A 21,802-nucleotide genomic window follows, 5' to 3' on the forward strand; every position below is an offset into this window, starting at 1 on the left:
CCGTTCTGGGCGCGCCTCAATCGTAGCCCGAGACGGTCCCGGGCTGACAATTTCGACTGTAATGGACGTTCTTAAACGACTAGTCAAACAAGAGCGTCCCCAACGACTACCCCAAGGAATGTCCCAGACTGCCGGCAGGAAAGGAACGTCCCCAACTGCCGCATCTCCGCGGATATGAGACTGAGCCGAAGGCGTCGATGACATGCCGGGGGCGGACCGGGACGGGTTTAACGGCAGGCCCCGCCGACCGATTGCAAGCGGTCGGCGGGGCCATTGTGGCCCTTGACAGTGGATTGGGTCATATGAGCGAGCGGGTCGCATTTGAGGCAAGGTGACGTGAAACGAAAGGGCGCTGACCTTCTGGTCGCGCCCTTGAAGTTGAACGTCAGATTGTCCAAATGCGGCCCGCGTAACTAAACACGCTCCGCGATCTCGTGGATGAGGTAATCGGTCTTTTCCCAGCCCAGGCACGGGTCGGTAATCGACTTGCCAAAGACGCCGCCGTCAACCGGCTGGTTGCCGTCCTCAAGGTAGGACTCGATCATAAAGCCCTTTACCAGCTTGGAGATGGACTCGTTGCGGCGGCAGCTGTCGAGCACTTCCTTGCAAATGCGATGCTGCTCCAGCGGACGCTTGCCCGAGTTGTCATGGTTGCAGTCGATAACCGCTGCCGGGTTGGCGTAGCCGGCGTGCTCGGTATAGCGTTCGGCCAGACGCTCCAGGTGCTCGTAGTGGTAATTGGGGTAGGTACGACCGTCGAGGCCGATGTAGCCGCGCATAACGGCGTGCGTGAGCGGGTTGCCGTCGCACTCGACTTCCCAGTTACGGAAGATAAAGCTCTGATGCGCCTGGGCGGCGTAGATGGAGTTGAGCATGACGGTGGTGGAGCCGGCGGTGGGGTTCTTCATGCCCACCGGCACCGAAATGCCGCTCGACACCAAGCGATGCTCCTGGTTCTCAACCGAGCGCGCACCCACGGCGACATAGCTCAGCAGGTCGACGAGGTACTGGTAGTTCGACGGGTAGAGCATCTCGTCGGCGGTGAAGAAGCCCGTTTCCTCAATAACGCGCAGGTGCATATGACGGATGGCCTTGACGCCCTCGAGCAGGTCGTCGGGAGCCTCGGGGTTGGGGTTGTGCAGAAGGCCCTTGTAACCGGTGCCCTTGGTGCGCGGCTTATTGGTGTAGACGCGCGGAATGATGATGAGCTTGTCCTTGACCTCTTCGGCGGTCTTGGCCAGACGATTCATATACTCGAGAACCGAATCCTCGCGGTCGGCAGAGCACGGGCCGATGATGAGCACCTTGCGTGCGTCCTCGCCGGTAAAGACTTTGGCGACCTCGGCGTCAAATGCCTGCTTTTTGGCGGTAAGCTCGGCAGAAAGCGGCATTTCCTCGCGAATCTCCATGGGGATCGGCAGCCTGCGTTTGAATTCCATGGCCATAGGGGTCTCCTCAATCTATAGAAAGAGCAATAAGCGTATTGTCGAATGCTCGGCATTATCCGCTGTCGCACGCTAAAGTGCAACCCCTCGCCGCCCCGAAACCTACCAAATAGGGACAGGTTTATTTTGGTAGGTTTTATCTGGGGAAACGTCGGCGGATGCCGGGAGGGAGCGGCGCCGCGCGGGGCCCTAAGGCTGTTGTCGGTTCCCCAGGAAACACCCCGTGGGCAAAAAATGCCAAATATGAGTACTGTTGCTAACGTAGTGCCATATGACCTTTACAAAATAATTGCCATAACAGCAAATATGTTCATTAACACAAGCACATATAAATCCGCTATAGGGCTGTTTAATCAATTTAGGGACGCGTGTAAGCCGTGAGAACGGCATTTGGGGCTGTTTTGGCTGTTACTAAAAAGATAACAGTACTCATATTTGCCCTTTTTGCCCACGGGGCCTGGAGGAGGCCGTCAATCGGGTCCCGGGGGAGGTGGTTCGAGGGCCGCGGAACGAAAAACGGGGGCGCAGGTTGTCCTGCGCCCCCGTTCTCGGGCGTCATCCGCTCCCTGCGGCCGATTCTACGCCGCTTCGTCGAACTGCGAGTTGTACAGATCGGCGTAGAAGCCGCCCTGGGCGAGCAGCTCGTCGTGTGTGCCCTTCTCGACGATGTCGCCGTCGCGGATCACCAAGATCACGTCGGCGTTGCGGATCGTGGACAGGCGGTGCGCGATGACAAAGCTCGTGCGGCCCTGCATCAGCGCATCCATGGCACGCTGAATGAGTTCCTCGGTACGGGTATCGACGTTGGAAGTTGCCTCGTCCAAAATCAGCGCCGGGCGGTCGGCCAAAATGGCGCGGGCGATGGTCACGAGCTGGCGCTGACCCTGCGACAGGTTAGTGCCCTCCTCGTTAATCATAAAGTCGTAACCGCCGGCGAGTGTATGGATAAAGTGGTCGCAGCGTGCGGCGCGTGCTGCGGCTTCGACCTCGGCATCGCTCGCGTCGGGGCGTCCGTAACGGATGTTCTCGCGGATAGTGCCGTTAAACAGCCAGGTATCCTGCAGCACCATGGCAAACTCGCCGCGCAGCGCCGCGCGGTCCCAGTCGCGCACGTCGACACCCTCGACGCGCAGCGAACCGCCGTCCACGTCGTAAAAGCGCTGCAGCAGCTTGATGAGCGTGGTCTTGCCGGCGCCGGTGGGCCCGACGATGGCGATGGTCTGGCCGGGCTGCGCCTCGCAGCTAAAGTCGTGGATGATGGTCTTGTCGGGCGTGTAGCCAAACTTGACATGGTCAAACTCCACGTGGCCGGGGCGCTTTTCGGGAATCTGCGCGTTGGCCTTCTGCTCCTCCTCGGGCGCGGCTAGGAACTCAAAGACGCGCTCGGTGGCGGCTGCCATCGACTGCATCGTGTTGCTCACGTTGCCCAGCTGCTGCACCGGCTGCGTAAAGTTGCGCACGTACTGGATAAAGCTCTGGATGTCGCCGGGCGTGGCATTGCCGGTCAGCGCGAGCTGCGCGCCCACCACGACGACGCCCACGTAGCCCATGTTGCCCACCAGGCTCATAAGCGGCATCATCAGGCCCGACAGGAATTGCGAACGCCAGCCGCTAATAAAGAGGCGGTCGTTTTGACGGTCGAACTCCTCGATCGAGGCCTCGGCGCGGTCGAACACCTGAATGACGTTCTGGCCGGCAAAGTCCTCCTCGATAATGCCGTTGACGGTGCCCAGGACCTGCTGCTGCTCGCGGAAGTACGGCTGCGAGAAGTGAATCATTACGGTCAGGATAATCGCGGCTGCCGGCAGCGTGAGCACGGTGACGCCGGTGAGCGGCAGACTGATCGACAGCATCATGACGAGTACGCCGATAATCTGCGTTACCGACGTGATGAGCTGCGTCACGCTTTGGTTGAGCGACTGGCCGAGCGTATCGACGTCGTTGGTGATGCGGCTGAGCACGTCGCCCTTGCTGTGGCCGTTGAAGTAGCTCATCGGAACGACAGCGATCTTGGCGGCGATCTCCTTGCGCATGCGGTAGCAAATCTTTTGCGTGACGCCGGTCATAAGCCAGCCTTGGATGAGGCTGCAGACAGAGCTCGCCAGATACAGGCAGAGCAAAAAGCCGAGCGTCTTGGCGATCCAGTCAAAGTCAACGTCGCCGGTGCCGTTGACCTTGGCGACCAGGCCTTCGAACAGCTTGGTCGTAACCTGGCCGAGCACCTTGGGTCCCACAATGTTAAAGATGACCGAGCACACGGCAAAGGCGACGGCGGCAAACACGGCAATCTTGTGTTGGCCGATATAGCCGAGCAGCTGCCTCATGGTGCCCTTAAAGTCCTTGGCCTTTTCGCCGCGACGCATGCCGCCCATGCGGCCCATGGGACCGCGCTGGCGGGTGGGCTTGGGAATCTGAGTCTTGGTCTCGTCGGCCATTAGCGCTCGCCTCCTTCCATGACGCCTGCAATTTCTTCTTGGGTAAGCCCCAGCTCCTCGGCGGAAAGCTGCGACTGTGCGATCTCCAGGTACGCCGGGCAGCTGCGCAGCAGCTCCTCGTGCGTGCCGGTGCCCACTACGTGGCCGTCGTCGAGCACGATGATCTGGTCGGCGTGCATGATGGTCGCGATGCGCTGGGCCACGACCACGAGCGCGGCGTCGGTAACGTTTTTGGCCAGCTCCTCGCGTAGACGCGCGTCGGTCTTGTAGTCGAGGGCACTAAACGAGTCATCGAACACCACGACCTCGGGCTTTTTGGCCAACGCGCGGGCGATGGCCAGGCGTTGGCGCTGACCGCCCGAGACATTGGAGCCGCCCTGGCTGATGGGGGAGTCGTAGCCGCCCTCGCGCTCGGCGATAAAGTCTTCCGCCTGGGCGACGCGTGCTGCCTGGCGCATATCCTCGTCACTCACCATGTCGCCGGCAAACTTGAGGTTGCTCTCGACGGTACCCGAGAACAGACGACCCTGCTGCGGAATATAACCGATGCGGCGGCGCAGCTCAGAGAGGGTCATGTCGCGCACGTCGATGCCGTCGAGCGAAATGCTGCCGCCCGTGACGTCGTACAGGCGCGGAATCAACTGTACAAGCGTGGACTTGCCCGAGCCCGTGGAACCAATGATGCCGAGCATCTGGCCGGCGTGCGTGGTGAAGTTTACGCCGCTGATGACGTCGGCGCGGGCATCGGGATACTGGAAGCTCACGTCGCGGAAGGTGAGCTCGCCGCGCGGCGCGCTGGCAGCGGGCAGTTTGGGCGAGGCGGGGTCGTTGATGCTCGTGGGGCAGGTGATGACCTCTTCCACGCGCTCGGCTGCGACCTCGGCGCGGGGCAGGATGACCGAAACCATGGTGAGGATCATAAACGCCATGACGATCTGCATGGTGTAGGAGATAAACGCCATCATGTTGCCGACCTGCATCACGCCGTCGGACACGCCCTGCGCGCCAAACCAGACGATAAGCACGGTGATGCAGTTCATAACGAGCATCATGAGCGGCATCATAAAGCTCATGGCGCGGTTGGTGTAGAGCTGTGTGGTCATCAGGTCGAGGGACGCCTGGTCAAAGCGCTCGAGCTCATGCTCCTCGCGGTTAAACGAGCGGATGGGCATAAGGCCGTCGAGCAGCTCGCGGGCGGTAAGGTTCACGCGGTCCACAAAGCTCTGCATCTTTTTGAACTTGGGCATGGTGAGGCCCATAAGCACGCCGACGACGGCCGAGACCGCGATGATGGCCACGGCGATGGTCCACTCCAGGCCGGTGTGGTTGGCCAGGACGCGCATGACGGCGACGATGCCCATGACGGGCGCCATGAGGCACATGCGGATAAACAGGGTTGCGGCCATCTGGATCTGCTGAATGTCGTTGGTGCAGCGGGTGATGAGCGAGGCCTGGCTAAACTTGCCCACCTCGGCCGGCGAGAAGTGCATAACCTTGTTGAAGGTCTCGCGGCGCAGGTCGCGGGCGATGGAGCAGGCGGTGCGCGAAGCCACGGCGCCGGTCAGGATGGTGGCGACGAGCGACACGAGGCACAGCCCAAACATCTTGGTCGCCATGCGGCCCAGGTAGGCGTTCTGCACGTCGGCGGGGTCGATGCCTTGCGCTTTGTACTCTTCTTGTACGTAGGTCACGGCGCGCTGGGTGACGATGGACCCCGACATGGAGCCCATTTTATCTGCCATTTCGTTGGCGCTCTCGACGAGCTTGCTTTGGTCTACCAGACCGCCTTCGATGCCCAGACGCAGGCTCTTCATGGTGATCTTACCGCCGTCTGCATCAATCTGCTTTTGCATGTTCTGGGCCGCCGTGGCCTTCTGCTGCATCTCGGCGAGCTGCTCGGGCGTCATTGCCGCCATCTGCTCGGGGGTGGGCATGGCCTGGGCGCCGCCGCCATTGCTTGCCTCGGTGGATGCGCCGGTCATGTCGCCCATGGAGCTGGCGTCGATGCCCTGGTTGAGAGAAAGGACGACGGTCTCGGGCAGGCTCATAATGTCGGCAATCTTGCCGCCATCGGCACGCTCTTCCTCGGTGCCCTTGTACGTTCGAATGCCTTTTTTGTCAGCCTTGCTAAACACGGCCTCCACAGCTTTGGCGTCCTTGGTGCTCATAAAGAGCTCAAGGTCATCGAGTGATTCGGCACGAATGGTGTCGGGCACGGGCGAGGCGATGCCGCCTTGCTGTACGCCCACGTCGACGATGTCGCTCATGTAGGTAGGCAGTGCCAGATCGGCGTTGCAGCTGATTACGATAAGTACGATAGCTGTGAACAGTGCCAGGACATGCTTTTTAAAGAGCTTGAGAATCCTCACTCGGCATCTCTCCTTTCTTGATTGCGGTCGATAATTTCGTTGAAACGCCTTAGAAGGCGCACCATCTCTTGGGCATCTGTTTCGCCGAGCTGCTCGAGGAAGGCCGCGGTGCGCTCCTCGAATTCCCGACGTTTGATTTCGAGATTCTGGAATCCCTTATCGGTCATCGTGACGTGTACACGACGACGGTCGGTCTTTGAGTGCTCGCGCTCGACCCAGCCCTTGGCTTCGAGAGTGCGTAAGATATTGGCGATGCGGGCACTCGAGACCCAGGCGCGATTTGCGAGTTCGCTCGGCGTGAGCGAACCGCCAGCGAGCATGAGGGCGCGCATGACAGCCATCTCGCCGCCGAGAGCTTTGTCCGCAGAGCGTGAAATGCGATGATGCATGCTGCCAAACTCAGTTAAGAGCTGACGCCCAAGCTCATGGAAATCGGTATCTTCCACCGAAAACCCCTAACACTAGAAACTATTTTCGGTGAAAGATGATACCCGCATATTCGGGCCTCATTCAGTGGGCAATATAAAGAGCGCATAAAGAGTTAAAAAATTCAATTGCTGAAGCGTTTCAAAGAACTATTATGCCCGCGGTTAGGCGAGGGGTTGTCACCACCATGACGACTGGGACTCATTTATCGCCACGTGCGATGCTCCAACTTCCCGCAAGGAGACACCTTATATAAAGGGGGATGGAGTCATGGCATTTGACTTCACGGGCAAGACCGCGATTGTCACGGGTGGCACTCAGGGTATTGGCCTCGAGATCGCCAAGGGCATCGTCGCGGGCGGCGGACACGTCGCGCTCATCGCAAGGAACGCTGCCAAGGGCGAGGCCGCTGTGGCCGAGCTTGGCGAGGGCAACAAGTTCTATCAGCTCGATGTTGCCGATGCGCCTAAGGCGCGTGAGACCGTCGAGCAGATTTTTACGGACCTGCCGCAAACCAACATCCTGATCAACTGCGCTGGCGTCATCAGCACCAAGAAGTTCGACGAGATCGATGACACCGAGTGGCGTCGCACCATCGACATCAACCTCAACGGCACCTTTACCATGATGAACGCCGTGTACCCGCACTTTAAGGCGGCCCATGCCGGCACTATCGTCAACGTGAGCTCTGTTGCTGGCAAGATCGGCGGCGGCCTGCTCGGCACCGCTGCCTACGCCAGCTCCAAAGCCGGTGTTAACGGTCTAACCAAGGCAGTCGCCAAGGAAGGCGGCAAGTTTGGCGTCCGCTGCAACGCCGTGTGCCCGTCGCTCACCCTTACCGATATGACCTCGATTCTCTCTGACGAGAACTCTCAGCGCATCATCAACGGTATTCCTCTGGGCCGCGCCGCCCAGGCCAGCGAGCCTGCGCAGATGGTGCTGTTCTTCGCTTCCGACCTCGCCAGCTTCGTGAACGGCGAGATCGGCGACTGTGACGGCGGCATCGTCCTGGACGGGTAATACCCCACGACGATTATTCGGCGACGGTTCCTGCGACTCGGGACCGTCGCCTTCTTTCTGACATAGGCGCGTGCGGCTACGATTCGCATGCATCCAAAGGAGATATATATATGAGTGAATCGACTGCGGTGGAGGCGCCGGCGGCAAAGGAGCCGTTCTTTAAGATGTCCTCCATCCCGGGTGCCAATATTTTGGTGCCGCTTTTGCTGGGCTGCCTGCTCAACACGCTATTCCCCGACCTGTTCAAAACGCTCGGCAGTTTTACGCTTGGCATGACTCAGCAGGGCGCAGGCCCGCTCGTGGGCGCTTTTTTGCTCATCGTCGGTACGACGATTTCGTTTAAGAGTGCTCCTGCCGCCGCTGCCCGCGGCGCCATCATCATCGCCGTCAAGCAGATCGTGGTCGTTGCCGTGTCGCTGCTCATCCTTTATGTATTCAACGACAACCTGTTTGGCATCTCTGCCATGGTGATGCTGGCCGCTTGCACCGGCGCCAACAACGCTATGTACGCTGGCTTGATGGGCACCATGGGCAATGAGGCCGAGCGTGGCGCCGTCGCCATCACCACGCTGGTTGTCGGCCCTCCGGTCACGATGATCGTGCTCGGCGCTGCCGGTCAGGCTCCGATCGGCTGGTCGCTCGTGGGCGCCATCCTGCCGATCGTCGTCGGCATTATTCTGGGTAACCTCTTCCCGAGCTTTAAGAAGATGATGGCACCGGCACTTTCCGCCATCATCGTGCTCGTCTTCTTTGCCATGGGCTCGACCATGACCTTTGGCCAGCTCATTAATGGCGGTCTTCCCGGTATTCTGCTCGGCGTGATCTGCTCGGTGGTCTTTGCAATTCCCGTCATCGCGGTTGATAAGCTCACGGGCGGTACGGGTGTCGCAGGTGCAGCCATTTCGAGCTGCGCCGGAGCCAATGTGGCCACGCCTGCTGCCATGGCAAGCGTCAATGAGACCATGTACGGCGGCGCGGTGCTCGCGACGGCTACGGCGCAGGTTGCAGCATGTGCTATCGTGACGGCCATTTTGACCCCGCTGGTCACCAGCTGGTGCTACAAGCATTTTGAGGGTCAGGGCCACAGCAAGGCAACGACCGACAAGGCCGCCGCAGCCGCCTAATGCCAAGCGGCAATCAAAGCTAAATAACTAACCATGCCACAGGGCGGTCCCGGGGGAAATCCCGTGGCCGCCCTGCAGTTTCTGCGGGGTCTCTGGGGCACTTTACCCTGCTAAAGCTGGCATAACAGCTAGAGTGAACGTCGTACAAAGGCAAGGAAAAATACCAAACAAATCGGTGAACGGTAGTTGTTCGCGCTCGCATTTCCTGCGGGTTTGTAAAAAACGCCTTTATGATATAAAAAAAGAAACATATAACAGCCCAGATGGAGAGGGTCGCTATGTTATCCTTCTCAAACGGGTGAAATCTTGGGTTTTGGGTTGTAGTTCCAAGGTGGACAAACGTTTTCCCTGCACCAACGTGTGGTGAAGAACGGAAGAAGCCGGTAGTGCAAGCCGAACATTCAAGAATTCAATAAGCAGCGGTGTGAGAGAGCGCCGCATTACACGTAACTAGGAGCGTGGTTACACAATGCAGGAGGCATGGGAAGGCTTCAAGGAAGGCATCTGGACGGGAGAAGTTGACGTCCGAGACTTCATCCAGAAGAACTACACCCCCTACGAGGGCGACGAGTCGTTCCTCGCCGGCCCGACCGAGCGTACCAAGGAGCTGTGGGGCGAGGTTCTCGACCTGCTGCTTAAGGAGCGCGAGCAGGGCGGTGTCCTCGATATGGACACCAAGACCGTTACGGGTATCGTGAGCCACCCCGCTGGCTACATCGATAACGCCCACCGCGAGAAGGAGACCATCGTCGGTCTCCAGACTGACAAGCCGCTCAAGCGCGCGCTGCACGTCAACGGTGGCATCCGCATCGCTTGCCAGGCTGCCAGCCAGCACGGCTACAAGATCGACGAGAACGTTGTCGAGCGCTACACCTTCGAGCGCAAGACTCACAACGCTGGCGTCTTCGATGTTTACACCCCCGAGATGCGTGCTTGCCGCTCGGCTCACATCATCACCGGTCTGCCCGATGGCTATGGCCGCGGCCGCATCATCGGCGACTACCGTCGTGTTGCCCTGTACGGCGTCGACTACCTGATCAAGGACAAGGAGGCCCAGAAGGCTTCCACCCCGACGGTCATGACCGCCGACAACATCCGCGATCGTGAGGAGCTGCAGGAGCAGATCCGCGCCCTCGGCGAGCTCAAGATGATGGCCGAGACCTATGGTTTCGACATTTCCAACCCTGCTACCAACACGCAGGAGGCCATCCAGTGGATGTACTTCGCCTACCTCGCTTCCGTCAAGGAGCAGAACGGCGCCGCTATGTCCATCGGCCGCACCTCTACGTTCATCGACATCTACGCTGAGCGCGACCTTGCCAACGGTACCTTCACCGAGGAGCAGATCCAGGAGTTCGTGGATCACTTCATCATGAAGCTCCGCATGGTCAAGTTTGCCCGTACCCCCGAGTACCAGGCCCTGTTTACCGGCGATCCGCAGTGGGTCACCGAGTCCATCGGCGGCATGGGTGTTGACGGCCGTACGCTCGTTACCAAGATGAGCTACCGCTACCTGCACACGCTCGAGAACATGGGCACCAGCCCCGAGCCCAACATGACCGTTCTGTGGTCGACCCGTCTGCCCGAGAACTTCAAGAAGTTCTGCGCCAAGACTTCTGTCGCCAGCTCCTCGATCCAGTACGAGAACGATGACCTCATGCGCGTCTACCACGGCGACGACTACGGCATTGCCTGCTGCGTGTCCTCCATGCGCATCGGCAAGGAGATGCAGTTCTTCGGCGCCCGCGCCAACCTGGCCAAGTGCCTGCTGTACGCACTCAACGGCGGTGTTGACGAGGTCTCCAAGAAGCAGGTCGGCCCCAAGTATCGCGCCGTCGAGGGCGATACGCTCGATTACGACGACGTTGTGGCCAAGTACAACGACATGATGAAGTGGCTCGCTGGCGTGTACGTCAACTCGCTGAACATCATCCACTACATGCACGACAAGTATTGCTACGAGCGCATCCAGATGGCTCTGCACGACAAGCACGTGCACCGCTGGTTCGCTACGGGCATTGCTGGCCTTTCCGTCGTGGCTGACTCCCTGTCCGCCATCAAGTACGCCAAGGTCCACCCCGTCCGCGACGAGAACGGCATCATTGTCGACTTCGAGACCGAGGGCGAGTTCCCCAAGTACGGTAACGACGACGACCGCGTCGACCAGATCGCTCACGACGTTGTGCACCAGTTCATGGAGTACATCCGCATGAACGACACCTACCGCAACTCCGTGCCCACGACCTCGGTTCTGACCATCACCTCCAACGTCGTGTACGGCAAGAAGACCGGTTCTACGCCTGATGGCCGCAAGGCTGGCCAGCCGTTCGCCCCGGGTGCTAACCCCATGCACAAGCGCGATAGCCACGGCGCCATCGCTTCGCTGTCTTCGGTTTCCAAGCTCCCGTTCCGCGATGCTCAGGACGGCATCTCCAACACCTTCTCCATCATCCCGGGTGCGCTCGGCAAGGAGGACCAGGTGTTCTTTGGTGATATCGACCTTGATCAGCTGGGCGAGTAACTATTGTTAGTGCTATACTAACAATAACGATTACTGATTAGTGCGCCGGTTTCGGCCGGCGCCTATCGATCGAAGGAGACACATTATGAAGGTTTCTGAAGTTTCCGAGACTCAGGCCGATAACCTGGTCCACATGCTCGACGCTTACGCCGAGAAGGGTGGCCACCACCTGAACATCAACGTCTTCAACCGTGAGACGCTGCTCGACGCTCAGGCTCACCCCGAGAAGTACCCGCAGCTGACCATTCGCGTTTCCGGCTACGCCGTGAACTTCCACACGCTCACCAAGGAGCAGCAGGACGAGGTCATTTCGCGTACCTTCCACAACAAGTTCTAAAGGGATTTAACTCCCGCAGGACCCCGCCGGGGCTGTTTGGGCTACCTCCCAAAACGTCCTCGGACATGCAAGAAGCCCTCGCTGCGCACTTCGTGCGGCGAGGGCTTCTTGCGTCCTGCGGAATATTTTGGGAGGTAGCCCAAACAGCCCCGGCGGGGTCCTGTGTAGTCACCCTTTAGGCGGAACTCTCCTAATTATTTGGATGAGTCGTTTACTTACTTGTACTGTTACCGTCTTCCCACTGTTGTTGGGGTATGCTTTGTTCGTATGTAAACGTATGACATGTTGATGAGGGGAGGGTGCTATGGCTCGCGAGGGCGCTCGTTCTAAGGATTCTGCTAAGCCTGGCATCAAGGAAGTTGCAGCGGTGGCGGGGGTTTCGCCTACTACGGTATCTCGCGTGCTTAATAATCGCGGCTACATTAGTCAGGAAACCCGCGATAAAGTCCATGCGGCGATGGAGCGCATCAATTACACGCCCAACGATATCGCCCGTGCCATGCTCAACGGTCGCCTGAACCTTATCGGCATGATCGTTCCCTTTGTGAGCAGCCCGTTCCATGCTCAGGTTGTGCAGGCGGTCGAGCGCACGTTGGCGGAAAACGGCTTTAAGATGTTGCTGTGCAACAGCGCCAATCGACCCGATCTTGAGCGTTCCTATATTGACATGCTCCGCCGCAATATGGTCGACGGCGTAATCGTCAACTCCCTCAATATCGGTGCCGAGGCATATGCCGAGATGGGCTTGAGCCTGGTTGGCATCGACTGCGATCTTGGCGAGGGCTCTGTCCAGATTGCAAGTGACAGCTATGGCATCGGCGAGCTCGCCACGCGCCGTCTGATTGATGACGGCTGCAGGCGTATCCTGTGCCTGCGCAGCAATAGCCGCATGCGCATGCCTGCCAATAAGCGTACCGATGCCTACCACGATGTTGTGGAGCAGGCCGGTTTGCCCGCGCTTGTCCGTGAGGTCGAGTTCGTTAAGTCCGACGACGAAAAGAGCGCGGTCGTTGCGAAGATCCTCGATGAGAACCCCGATATTGACGGCATCTTTGCGGGAGACGACACGATGGCGGCCATCTGTCTCAACGTGATGAAGCAGCGCGGCTTGAGCGCTCCGGACGATATTAAGGTCGTGGGCGCGGATGGTGCCCGCCGCACCATGACGTTTATGCCTGACTTAACAACCGTACGCCAAGATATCGATCGCATCGGAGAGCTCGCGGCGCAATCCATCATCGCTCTTATTAACGGCGATAAGCCCGAATCGAATATCAAACTCCCCGTTGAACTCATTGAGGGCAAAACCGCGTAGTTCATCCCGTGCCAAAAGAATTCCTCAAACGCCTCTGATAACCGTTCGCCGGCATATGTCAACCGTTTGCCGACGACTGGAACTGCGAAAAGACGTATTAGTGTGAAAACGTTTGACATATGAAAACGATTGACATATCTTGCAGTTGTACCGAGTTAGTATCTTGCGGGAAAGGAAGTCTCGGATGCACAAGGTGTATTACCAGCCTGAGGGAATTTGGGTAGGCGACATCATGCCGTACGGCGAGGACGGCACGTTCTATCTCTATCACCAGCGTGACACGCGTAACCCCGGACCTTTCGGAGAGCCGTTTGGCTGGGCGCTCGCTACGACCAAGGACTTCGTCAATTACAAAGACTTTGGCGAGAGCCTTGAGCGTGGCGGCGACGAGGAAGTCGACCAGTATGTTTATGCCGGCACGGTGTTTAAGGTGGGCGACAAGTACCATGCGCTCTACACTGGTTGCAATCGCGATAAGGTCCGCGCACGTTTGATGAAGCAGGTTCTTCTTCACGCAACGAGTGACGACGCCGTCAAGTGGGAGAAGAACATCGCCGAGACGCTGCTTCCGCCCCAGGAGGGTTACGATGACCGCAACTGGCGCGATCCCTTTGTGCTTTGGGATGAGGAGAACGAAGAGTACATGCTCATCCTCGGCACGCGTGTGGGCGAGGACAAGCGTCTGATGACCGGTCGTCTGGTCAAGTTCACCTCCAAGGACCTGGATACTTGGGAGTTCCAGGGCGACTGGTGGAATCCGGGCCTGTACACCATGTTTGAGATGCCTGATCTCTTTAAGATGGGCGACTGGTGGTATCTGGTGTTCTCTGAGTACAGCGATGGCAACAAGACCCGTTACCGCATGTCTCGCTCTATCAACGGTCCCTGGATTACTCCTGCGGACGATTCCTTCGATGGCCGCGCGTACTATGCCGCACGTACCGCATTTGATGGCGAGCGCCGCGTTCTCTTTGGTTGGGTTCCTACGCGTGACGAGGGCGGCGACCCCAGCTCTTACCTGTGGGGTGGCACCTTTATGCCCCTCGAGATCGTTCAGCGTGCCGACGGAACGCTTGGCACCAAACTCCCCGACAGCATGCTTGGCGCCTTTGGCGAGGCTAAGGCAGTCGAGGCCTTTGAGCTTTCCTGCGAGTCGGGCAAGGTCGAGCAGGTGCTCGCTGCGGATGCCGGTTCCACCTATATGCTCGACGCCGACATCGAGCTCGCCGGTGACGCTGCCGGCTTCTCGGTGAAGCTCGCCGAGGACGCCGAGTCTGGTCTTGCCTATGAGTTCCGCGCCAACCTGCGTGAGGGCAAGCTCGAGTTTACGGCGGCCCCCCAGTATCCGTGGTTCCAGGTCAACAACATGGGCCTCGAGCGTCCGTTGTTCTTTAAGGGCGAGGGCACTCATCATGTGCGCCTGGTCGTTGACGACGATATCGCGACCATCTTTGTCGATGATGTTGCGCTTAACGCTCGCTTCTGCAATAAGCAGGGCCAGGGTGTGGCGCTGACGGTCACCGACGGTACGGTCAAGTGCGCAAATGCAACGATCGCATCTCTGTAATGGCCACAAAACGTCTTATGATTTCGTAAGGGAATGGAGAGGAACATGGACTACAAAGTAGTGTCTCAGCAAGTCGTCGATAACGTCGGCGGTCTGGATAACATCGAGGGTGCCACGCATTGCGTTACGCGTCTGCGTCTGGTGCTCAAGGATACGAGCAAGTACAACAAGGCCGAGCTCGAGAACATCGATGGCGTCAAGGGCGTGCTGTACAACAGCGGCCAGCTCATGATCATCTTCGGTACCGGTACCGTAAACAAGGTCTATGATGAGTTTATGGCTCTGACGGGCGTTAAGGAGATCAGTGCTTCCGAGGTCAAGGGCGCCGAGGCGGACAAGAAGGGCAAGTTCTTCTCGGTCCTCAAGGTATTCTCGGACATCTTTATCCCCATCATTCCCGCTTTCGTCGGCGCTGCTATCATCATCGGCCTTAAGTCGCTGATCGTTGCCAACGGCCTCTTTGGCATGGAGGGCAGCCTTGCCGACCACAGCGAGTTCCTCAAGAACCTCGCAAGCTTCTTTGCCATTATCGCTACCACCTTCGATTACCTGCCTGTCCTGGTGATGTACAGCGCGGTCAAGCGTTTTGGCGGCAACCCGATCCTAGGTATCCTCGTCGGCATCGTCATGGTTCATCCGAGCCTTATGAACCGCAACGCGTTCGTTATGGACCCGACGGGTGCTGAGTATTGGAACTTTGGTCCGCTCTCCATTCCCATGGTTGCTTTCCAGGGCGGCGTGTTCCCCGCAATCCTGACCGCCTGGTTCATGGCCAAGGTCGAGAAGATTGCCCAGAAGTACATCCCCGAGGTCGTCTCGTTCGTCTTTGTCCCGACCGTTACCCTGATTCTTGCCAACGTCGCCCTGTTCACCGTGTTCGGCCCGCTCGGCAACCTGATTGGCGACGTCCTTGCCGGCGTAATCGATGTCCTGTACAACAGGATGGGCGTCTTTGGTGCCTTCGTCTTTGCCGCGTTCCTGCAGCCGCTCGTCGTTACCGGTACGCACCAGTTCATTCAGGGTATCGAGGCTAATCTCGTTGCCACGACCGGCTTCAACTACATCCAGGCCATCTGGTCCGTTTCCATCATCGCCCAGGGCGGCGGCGCCATCGGCATGTATCTCATTCACAAGAAGCATTCCAAAGAGCGCAACATCTGCATGTCGTCCTTTATCCCGACGCTGGTCGGAATCTCCGAGCCCGCTATCTTTGCTGCAAACATGCGCTACTCGATCATTCCGTTCATCTGCGCTTGCATCGGTGCAGGCTGCGGCGGTGCCTTCGTGAAGCTCTTTGAGGTGCGCGCTATCGGCCAGGGTCTGACCGGCGTACTTGGCCTGCTCATCGTCACGCCCGAGACGCTCGTGTGGTATGTGGCTGGCAATCTCATCGCCTTCATCGTGCCGATCGTCTTGATCTTTGCCTACAACAAGGCAAAGGGCGTGCCGACCACCGATGAAGAGGGCGCTGGCGCTGGCTTCGACGTTAGCTTCTAGTTGAGCCGTTCAGCGTAATGTGCGGATAAGTCCATTTGGGGAAGGGCGTTCGGCTCGTGTGAGTCGAGCGTCCTTTCCCATAGACGAGAAAGTCAACGGCGATGTTTAATCAAAAAAATAAGGTGACACGCGCGGACTATGAGCAGTGGCGTGCCGGACAGGATGAGACGGCGGGTCGCATCGCGTCCGACCCCGATAGGCTCCTGTTCCATATGGAGCCTGAGCTTGGCTGGCTCAACGACCCCAACGGTTTGGTGCAGATCGGTGATACGTATCACATCTATCACCAATACGATCCATTCGATGCTGCGCATGGCGGTCCAGTGCTTTGGAATCATCTGACAACAAAGGATTTTGTGACGTACGAGAATCGCGGCCCTGTGCTGTTCCCCGATTCCGATTTGGATTCGAGCGGAGCGTATTCTGGTTCTGCCTTTGTACACGACGGCAAGATTCACTACTTCTATACCGGCAACGTCAAGCATTTTGACCGCGATGATTACGACTACGTGTTGACGGGCCGTGAGCAAAACCAGATTCATATGGTTGCCGAGAATCCCGACGAATTGGGCGAGAAGTGCATAGCTGTTGGACCGGTCGATTACCCCGACGATATCGGTACGCACGTGCGCGACCCCAAGATCCTTGAGCACGATGGTATCTACTACATGGTTCTGGGCGCTCGTACGAAAGACGACCGTGGCTGCGTGCTTGTCTATACCTCGCGCAATCTTGAGGACTGGAGCTATGCGACGCGCATTGAGTTGGGCGAGAAGTTTGGCTTTATGTGGGAGTGCCCCGATCTGTTTGAGCTCGATGGTGAGCTTATTCTCGTTTGCTGTCCGCAGGGTGTGCCTGCCGATGGTTGGCGTTACCGCAATCCGCATCAGTGCGTGTGGTTCCCCATCGAGGCCGATTGGGAGGCGCCGAGCTTTAAAATCGTCGGGCAGGGCATGCCCCCGATGGTCGATGCCGGTTTTGATTTCTATGCTCCGCAGTCCTTTGAGGATGCTGCGGGTCGACGTTTGATGATCGGGTGGTCTGGTTGCCCCGATGCGACGGCAGAAAGCCCGACGGTTACACGCGGGTGGCAGTGTGCGCTCACCGTGCCGAGGGTGCTGAATATGCGTGATGGCAAGCTCAGGCAGTGGCCCGTACGCGAGATCGAACAACTTCGAAAGGAGTGCGTTTCGGTGACCGCTGACGAGAGCGTCGACTGTCCCGGTCGACTGTTCGATGCCGTTGTTTCGTGTCAGGGGGCGAAATCCATCGAGCTGGAAGTTCGTGAGGGTGTTGTTGTGCGCTACGCCAACGGAATGCTCACGCTCGATATGGGCGAAGAGGGCTATGGGCGCGACAAGAGATCGGTCGAGCTCGACGAGCTTTGCGATCTGCGGGTCCTTTCGGACACTACGATGCTCGAGGTATTTATCAACGGCGGCGAGGTTGCGCTTACGAGCCGCACCTATTCGTCTGCGGCGCCGGCGATGCAGTTGCGCGCCGAGGGCGACGCCTCGATGGAGTTTTACCGTCTGGCTCGCTAGCCGCATTGTGAGTGACCATGGCGTTTTGGATACACGGGCTTTCTTGGTGGCTACCGTTTATCGCATATAGCTACCGTTTGCGGAATAAGTAACACTCCTTAATAAACCGTGTAGAATCTCAGATAAGCACGGAGTTTTCCAGGGAGACGCTGTCCTTTGTTGTGTGCAAGGGGCGGCGTCTCTTTGGCGCTTGGAGGCCGTTCTGCAGCAGGACGGCGGACGTGCGTCACATATTCAAAAGCCAACGTCGAGATGGGTTGTGATGATAATGGGCAAGTACGTAATCGTGGTTGAGTCTGGTTCGGATGTGACGCCGGAGCTCTGCGAGCGCTATGGCATCGTGCGCGTGCCCATGCATGTCACGATTGGTGACGAGACCGTCGAAGACGGATCGATCGACCCGCTTGAGATTAACTCGCGCTGCAACGAGTTTGGTGTGATGCCCAAGACCAGCGGTTGCTCGCCGGCGGATTTTGCGCATGTGTACGACCGCATCCACGCCGAGCGGCCCGATGCGACCATTTTGCATCTTGCGTATTCCGAGGTTACGACCTGCTCGCATCAGTCGTCGAAGATTGCGGCAAAGGGCCGCGATTACGTCTTCTCCATGGATACGCGCTTTGTCTCGGTGGGCCAGTCGCTTATTGCCGTCGAGACCGCCAAATATATCGAAGCTCACCCCGATGCCACCGTCGACGAGATATTCGCATTCACCAATTCCGTCATGGACCGCGTGCTGCTGGGCTTTGTTCCTACCGATCTTGCCTTCCTTAAGGCAGGCGGTCGCTTGTCCAACGTCGCATTCCTCGGTGCCCATCTGCTCAAGATTAAGCCCTGCATTGAGGTGACGGGCGGCAAGTTCGTGGCGACTAAGAAGTTCCGCGGCTCTATGCTCAAGTGCGCCCGTGCCTTTATTGATCACATGGTTTCCAAGGGCGATATTGATTACTCGCACATTGGCCTGGCGTATTCGGTAGGCCTTTCCGAGGAGCTGCGCGACGACATGGAAGTCTATGCGCACGACCTGGGCTTTAAGGACGTCACCTGGACTCAGGTCGGCGGCGTCATCTCGAGCCATTGCGGCCCGACTGCCTTTGGTGCGGTGCTTACGCTTAAGGCGTAAGGCCTGGCGTCTATCGATATCTATTGCCTCGGCGGCGGGCGGGTTGCGATAACCTTTCCGCCGCTCTTGCGTGGGGCCAAATAGGACAACCCAATTGGCCGCCAAACCGTTTCACCATCATGCGTATGGGCTAGAATGGCTCTGGCATTTTAATTGGCAATAACCAAAGAGAGGCAAGGTTGCGGGAATGGCTGAGATGACGCTTGAGGGTGTGGATGCTCGTCCCGAGGACTCTGCGTTTACCCTGGGCCGCGTACATTCGATTGAAACGATGGGAACGGTCGACGGACCCGGCATCCGCTTTGTGGTGTTTGTTCAGGGCTGCCCCATGCGTTGTGCGTATTGCCACAACCCCGATACCTGGTCGGTTAACGGCGGCACCATGGTGACCGTCGAGCACCTGATGGACGAGTTCCAGAGTAACCATGAGTTTTACCGCAGTGGTGGTATTACGGTGTCCGGCGGCGAGCCGCTCCTGCAGCCCGAGTTTTTGGCCGACCTGTTCTGTGCAATGCACAACAACCCCGATGGCCGCGTGCATACCTGCCTTGACAGCTGCGGATATGCGTTTGACCCCAACCATCCCGAGAAGTTCGATGCTGTGCTCAACGAGACCGACATGGTGCTGCTCGATATTAAACATGCCGATCCCGTCGAGCATAAAAAGCTGACCGGTTGCGACCCCGCACGCATTCTGGCGTTTGGTGATGAACTCGCGCGTCGCAAGATTAAAGTCGTTATCCGCCACGTGGTGGTGCCGGGCATTACCGACACGGTGGAGGAGTGCGAGAAGCTCGGTCGCCTCATCGCTCCATGGCACAACGTGGTGGGTCTGGAAATGCTGCCGTATCACACGATGGGTGTCGTCAAGTACGAGCAACTGGGCATTCCCTATAAGCTGGAGGGCGTACCTCAGATGGATACCGTGCGCATGCCCGAGCTGCGCAATGCCGTTATGGCCGGCATGAAAAAGCGCCGTGCCGAACTCAAAAACGCCATCGGCTAGCGGCACTCATTGGGGACAGACTTAAATGAGTGCCCCCGGGCACCTAGTTGATTGCTAAGGAGCCCCGTCAAGTTGCGGTGGAATAGTTCTTGTTTTTCGGCTTATGCCGCCCAAACAGGAACTATTTCACCGCAACTGCGTTTTGGGCAAAGATGCGCAACGGAATCGGTGCTTTTGCATAGAAACGCCTGTTTATTGTTTAGAGACACCTCAAACGCGACTGAATATCTTTGGAAAGAAATGCCTGCTATCGACATCGATGGCCGTACCTATGTCATGAGCGTCATGACATCGATGCCGTGGAGCGACCGCTCGAGCGAGGTTACGGCTGCGATTGCAAAGGCTCTGTTTGATACGCGAGCTGCGCTGGCTTAGCGTGTTCGTTTGGCGAGGTCAAACAAAATGCTGGTACCATACCTTGGTTGAGAATTTCGTATATGTTTGGGGAATGGTATGGCTACCATCGCGATTATCGGTGCGCTCGAAAAAGAGATCATGCAGATTAAGGAAGAGCTGAGTGACGTTTGCGAGGCGCGGGAGGCAGGCTTGACCGTCGTGAGCGGTGAGCTCGACGGCCTGACAGTTGTCGCCACAACGGCGGGCATGGGCACAGTGAACGCCGCCGCTGCAACGCAGCACCTCATTAGTAAGTATGCTCCGCAGGCTGTTGTGTTTTCGGGCATTGCGGGCGGTTTGAACCCCAAGCTCCATATCGACGACGTGGTCATTGGCAAACGCCTGCGCTATCTGGATACCGATACCGCGCTTATCGCCGAGTCTGCACCGGGGCTTGAGGAGTTTGGTTCGACGCCCGCGCTGGTCGATATTGCCGTCGACGTGCTTGCTGAGCGTGGGTTCGTTGACGCTTCGACAAATGCAGTCGCTTCGAACGAGGGCACCAAGCAGTTCCTGGTCGGCACGATTGCCACGGGTAACCGCTTTGTGACGGGCGCCGCCATGCGCAACGACGCTATCGAGGCGACGCATGCCGATTGTGTCGGCATGGAGGACGCGGCAATTGCCCATGTCGCAACCAAAAATGGTGTCGATTGCCTGGTGTTGCGCGCTATCAGCGATAATTGTGACGAGGCGTACGATGCAATTTGCGATCGAGAGTTCGATCTGTTCGAGTATGCGCGTGTCGCAAGTGACATCACGCTCGATATCGTCCGCCGCATTGCCGCTGCGCAATAGCGCGCTCTTTTGTAAGAACCTACGACCAAGGAGTGTCCATGGCCGATTCCATTAACTACCAGCTTGCCAAGTTCGTCGCCAGCTACGGCAAGGTTTCGCAGATTCCCGAGTCCACCTGCCCCGAGGTGAGCTTTGTGGGCCGCTCCAATGTGGGCAAGTCGTCGATTATGAACAAGCTCTTTGGCCGCAAGAACCTGGTCAAGGTTTCGAGTACGCCGGGCAAGACGAGCAACATCAACTTCTTTGAGGCCGACGACGTGCATTTCGTGGACCTGCCGGGTTACGGTTTCGCTCGTCGCTCCAAGGCCGAGCGCGACCGCTGGGCCGAGCTTATTGGCGACTTCTTTGACTCCGAGCGCAGCTTTAACCTGGTCGTGTCGCTGGTTGACATTCGCCACGACCCCAGTAAGCTCGACCATGACATGATCGACTACCTGCAGGGCAACGAGTTCAACTTTATCGTTTGCCTCACCAAAGCCGACAAGCTCAGCCGCACCCAGCAGGCCCGCCAGGCAGCAGCCATCAAAAAGCAGCTCAACGTCCCGGCCGAAAACGTAATCATCACAAGCTCCCAGACTGGCACCGGTATCGATGAACTCAAGCGCCGCATCGCCGAGGCCTGCCTCTAATCGAGCTGCAACCCCTCAAAAGCTCTTATCTATATCACCTCAGTGATAGTTATTGGTAAACTATCACTGTGGTGATATTTTTTAGGAGGCCGATATGGAGCTGTGGCACGGGTCGGAGGTTGTTGTCGAGCATCCGTCGCTGGATAGATGTAAGCGGTAGTGTCGAGAAAGTTGGTGTAGCGCCCGATCCGAAGCGAGTCGGCCCGGCGTCCTGGAACCTGGAACACGGTTGATATCCTATGCCGCCTCG

General features: G+C 58.1%; 17 protein-coding genes. 13 read left to right on the forward strand and 4 right to left on the reverse strand.

All coding sequences use genetic code 11. From position 1 onward, the window contains the following. Positions 1-413: 413 nt before the first annotated feature. The 4 genes from AQ996_RS08320 to AQ996_RS08335 form a co-directional block, all read right to left on the reverse strand. A complete protein-coding gene (locus tag AQ996_RS08320) occupies positions 414-1,445 on the reverse strand; it encodes a 3-deoxy-7-phosphoheptulonate synthase (RefSeq protein WP_055252435.1) in 1,032 nt (343 codons plus the stop codon). A 578-nt stretch (positions 1,446-2,023) separates the two neighbouring features. Then, positions 2,024-3,880 (reverse strand): ABC transporter ATP-binding protein, encoded by a 1,857-nt coding sequence (locus AQ996_RS08325; protein WP_082435594.1) that lies wholly within the window; start codon positions 3,878-3,880, stop codon positions 2,024-2,026. Further along, positions 3,880-6,249, reverse strand: a complete 2,370-nt coding sequence (locus AQ996_RS08330; RefSeq protein ID WP_055252436.1) for an ABC transporter ATP-binding protein — start codon at positions 6,247-6,249, stop codon at positions 3,880-3,882. The genes AQ996_RS08325 and AQ996_RS08330 overlap by 1 nt, the downstream gene beginning before the upstream one ends. After that, positions 6,246-6,695: a MarR family winged helix-turn-helix transcriptional regulator gene (locus AQ996_RS08335; protein WP_055252437.1), complete on the reverse strand. Its 450-nt coding sequence runs from the start codon at positions 6,693-6,695 to the stop codon at positions 6,246-6,248. Before AQ996_RS08335 ends, AQ996_RS08330 begins: the two co-directional genes overlap by 4 nt. 250 nt (positions 6,696-6,945) lie before the next feature. On the opposite strand from AQ996_RS08335, the gene AQ996_RS08340 reads away from it, so the two are divergent. The 13 genes from AQ996_RS08340 (at position 6,946) to yihA (ending at position 21,552) form a co-directional block, all read left to right on the forward strand. Further along, a complete protein-coding gene (locus tag AQ996_RS08340; protein WP_006234857.1) occupies positions 6,946-7,695 on the forward strand; it encodes an SDR family NAD(P)-dependent oxidoreductase in 750 nt (249 codons plus the stop codon). A 110-nt stretch (positions 7,696-7,805) separates the two neighbouring features. After that, entirely contained in the window at positions 7,806-8,819 is a 1,014-nt protein-coding gene (locus AQ996_RS08345) for a 2-keto-3-deoxygluconate permease (protein WP_082435595.1), read from the forward strand. A 469-nt stretch (positions 8,820-9,288) separates the two neighbouring features. Continuing rightward, positions 9,289-11,340, forward strand: a complete 2,052-nt coding sequence (pflB, locus tag AQ996_RS08350; RefSeq protein ID WP_055252438.1) for a formate C-acetyltransferase — start codon at positions 9,289-9,291, stop codon at positions 11,338-11,340. Between the two features lie 85 nt (positions 11,341-11,425). Then, complete coding sequence (gene grcA3 / locus AQ996_RS08355) at positions 11,426-11,677, forward strand: autonomous glycyl radical cofactor GrcA3 (RefSeq protein ID WP_055252439.1); 252 nt, start codon at positions 11,426-11,428, stop codon at positions 11,675-11,677. Positions 11,678-11,981: 304 nt separating this feature from the next. Beyond that, a complete protein-coding gene (locus tag AQ996_RS08360; RefSeq protein ID WP_055252440.1) occupies positions 11,982-12,992 on the forward strand; it encodes a LacI family DNA-binding transcriptional regulator in 1,011 nt (336 codons plus the stop codon). Between the two features lie 184 nt (positions 12,993-13,176). Then, the gene (locus AQ996_RS08365; protein WP_055252441.1) at positions 13,177-14,559 is read left to right on the forward strand and encodes a family 43 glycosylhydrolase; all 1,383 of its coding nucleotides are present in this window, start codon (positions 13,177-13,179) and stop codon (positions 14,557-14,559) included. Positions 14,560-14,604: 45 nt separating this feature from the next. Then, positions 14,605-16,056: a PTS transporter subunit EIIC gene (locus tag AQ996_RS08370; RefSeq protein ID WP_055252442.1), complete on the forward strand. Its 1,452-nt coding sequence runs from the start codon at positions 14,605-14,607 to the stop codon at positions 16,054-16,056. Positions 16,057-16,157: 101 nt separating this feature from the next. Next, the gene (locus AQ996_RS08375) at positions 16,158-17,600 is read left to right on the forward strand and encodes a glycoside hydrolase family 32 protein (RefSeq protein ID WP_055252443.1); all 1,443 of its coding nucleotides are present in this window, start codon (positions 16,158-16,160) and stop codon (positions 17,598-17,600) included. 268 nt (positions 17,601-17,868) lie between these two features. Further along, positions 17,869-18,723: a DegV family protein gene (locus tag AQ996_RS08380; protein ID WP_055252444.1), complete on the forward strand. Its 855-nt coding sequence runs from the start codon at positions 17,869-17,871 to the stop codon at positions 18,721-18,723. A gap of 187 nt (positions 18,724-18,910) precedes the next feature. Next, positions 18,911-19,729 (forward strand): pyruvate formate-lyase-activating protein, encoded by an 819-nt coding sequence (gene pflA, locus AQ996_RS08385; protein ID WP_055252445.1) that lies wholly within the window; start codon positions 18,911-18,913, stop codon positions 19,727-19,729. 240 nt (positions 19,730-19,969) lie between these two features. Next, on the forward strand, positions 19,970-20,104 hold the full coding sequence (locus AQ996_RS10200) for a hypothetical protein (protein ID WP_255413212.1): 135 nt from the start codon (positions 19,970-19,972) through the stop codon (positions 20,102-20,104). Between the two features lie 78 nt (positions 20,105-20,182). Continuing rightward, positions 20,183-20,923, forward strand: a complete 741-nt coding sequence (gene mtnN / locus AQ996_RS08390; protein WP_055252446.1) for a 5'-methylthioadenosine/S-adenosylhomocysteine nucleosidase — start codon at positions 20,183-20,185, stop codon at positions 20,921-20,923. 38 nt (positions 20,924-20,961) lie between these two features. Continuing rightward, positions 20,962-21,552, forward strand: a complete 591-nt coding sequence (gene yihA / locus AQ996_RS08395; protein ID WP_055252447.1) for a ribosome biogenesis GTP-binding protein YihA/YsxC — start codon at positions 20,962-20,964, stop codon at positions 21,550-21,552. The last annotated feature ends 250 nt before the right edge of the window (positions 21,553-21,802 follow it).

Origin of the sequence: Collinsella aerofaciens (assembly GCF_001404695.1) — a bacterium.
In the GTDB taxonomy this organism is placed as follows: Bacteria; Actinomycetota; Coriobacteriia; order Coriobacteriales; family Coriobacteriaceae; genus Collinsella; species Collinsella aerofaciens_E.

What these genes read in the sequence shown, in the direction of transcription:
- AQ996_RS08360 (WP_055252440.1), top strand. Translation starts at nt 11,982, where the DNA reads ATGGCTCGCGAGGGCGCTCGTTCTAAGGATTCTGCTAAGCCTGGCATC.
- pflB (WP_055252438.1), top strand. Translation starts at nt 9,289, where the DNA reads ATGCAGGAGGCATGGGAAGGCTTCAAGGAAGGCATCTGGACGGGAGAA.
- AQ996_RS08345 (WP_082435595.1), top strand. Translation starts at nt 7,806, where the DNA reads ATGAGTGAATCGACTGCGGTGGAGGCGCCGGCGGCAAAGGAGCCGTTC.
- AQ996_RS08365 (WP_055252441.1), top strand. Translation starts at nt 13,177, where the DNA reads ATGCACAAGGTGTATTACCAGCCTGAGGGAATTTGGGTAGGCGACATC.
- yihA (WP_055252447.1), top strand. Translation starts at nt 20,962, where the DNA reads ATGGCCGATTCCATTAACTACCAGCTTGCCAAGTTCGTCGCCAGCTAC.
- AQ996_RS08380 (WP_055252444.1), top strand. Translation starts at nt 17,869, where the DNA reads ATGGGCAAGTACGTAATCGTGGTTGAGTCTGGTTCGGATGTGACGCCG.
- AQ996_RS08325 (WP_082435594.1), bottom strand. Translation starts at nt 3,880, where the DNA reads ATGGCCGACGAGACCAAGACTCAGATTCCCAAGCCCACCCGCCAGCGC.
- AQ996_RS08370 (WP_055252442.1), top strand. Translation starts at nt 14,605, where the DNA reads ATGGACTACAAAGTAGTGTCTCAGCAAGTCGTCGATAACGTCGGCGGT.
- AQ996_RS10200 (WP_255413212.1), top strand. Translation starts at nt 19,970, where the DNA reads ATGCCTGCTATCGACATCGATGGCCGTACCTATGTCATGAGCGTCATG.
- AQ996_RS08375 (WP_055252443.1), top strand. Translation starts at nt 16,158, where the DNA reads ATGTTTAATCAAAAAAATAAGGTGACACGCGCGGACTATGAGCAGTGG.
- AQ996_RS08340 (WP_006234857.1), top strand. Translation starts at nt 6,946, where the DNA reads ATGGCATTTGACTTCACGGGCAAGACCGCGATTGTCACGGGTGGCACT.
- AQ996_RS08320 (WP_055252435.1), bottom strand. Translation starts at nt 1,445, where the DNA reads ATGGCCATGGAATTCAAACGCAGGCTGCCGATCCCCATGGAGATTCGC.
- pflA (WP_055252445.1), top strand. Translation starts at nt 18,911, where the DNA reads ATGGCTGAGATGACGCTTGAGGGTGTGGATGCTCGTCCCGAGGACTCT.
- grcA3 (WP_055252439.1), top strand. Translation starts at nt 11,426, where the DNA reads ATGAAGGTTTCTGAAGTTTCCGAGACTCAGGCCGATAACCTGGTCCAC.
- mtnN (WP_055252446.1), top strand. Translation starts at nt 20,183, where the DNA reads ATGGCTACCATCGCGATTATCGGTGCGCTCGAAAAAGAGATCATGCAG.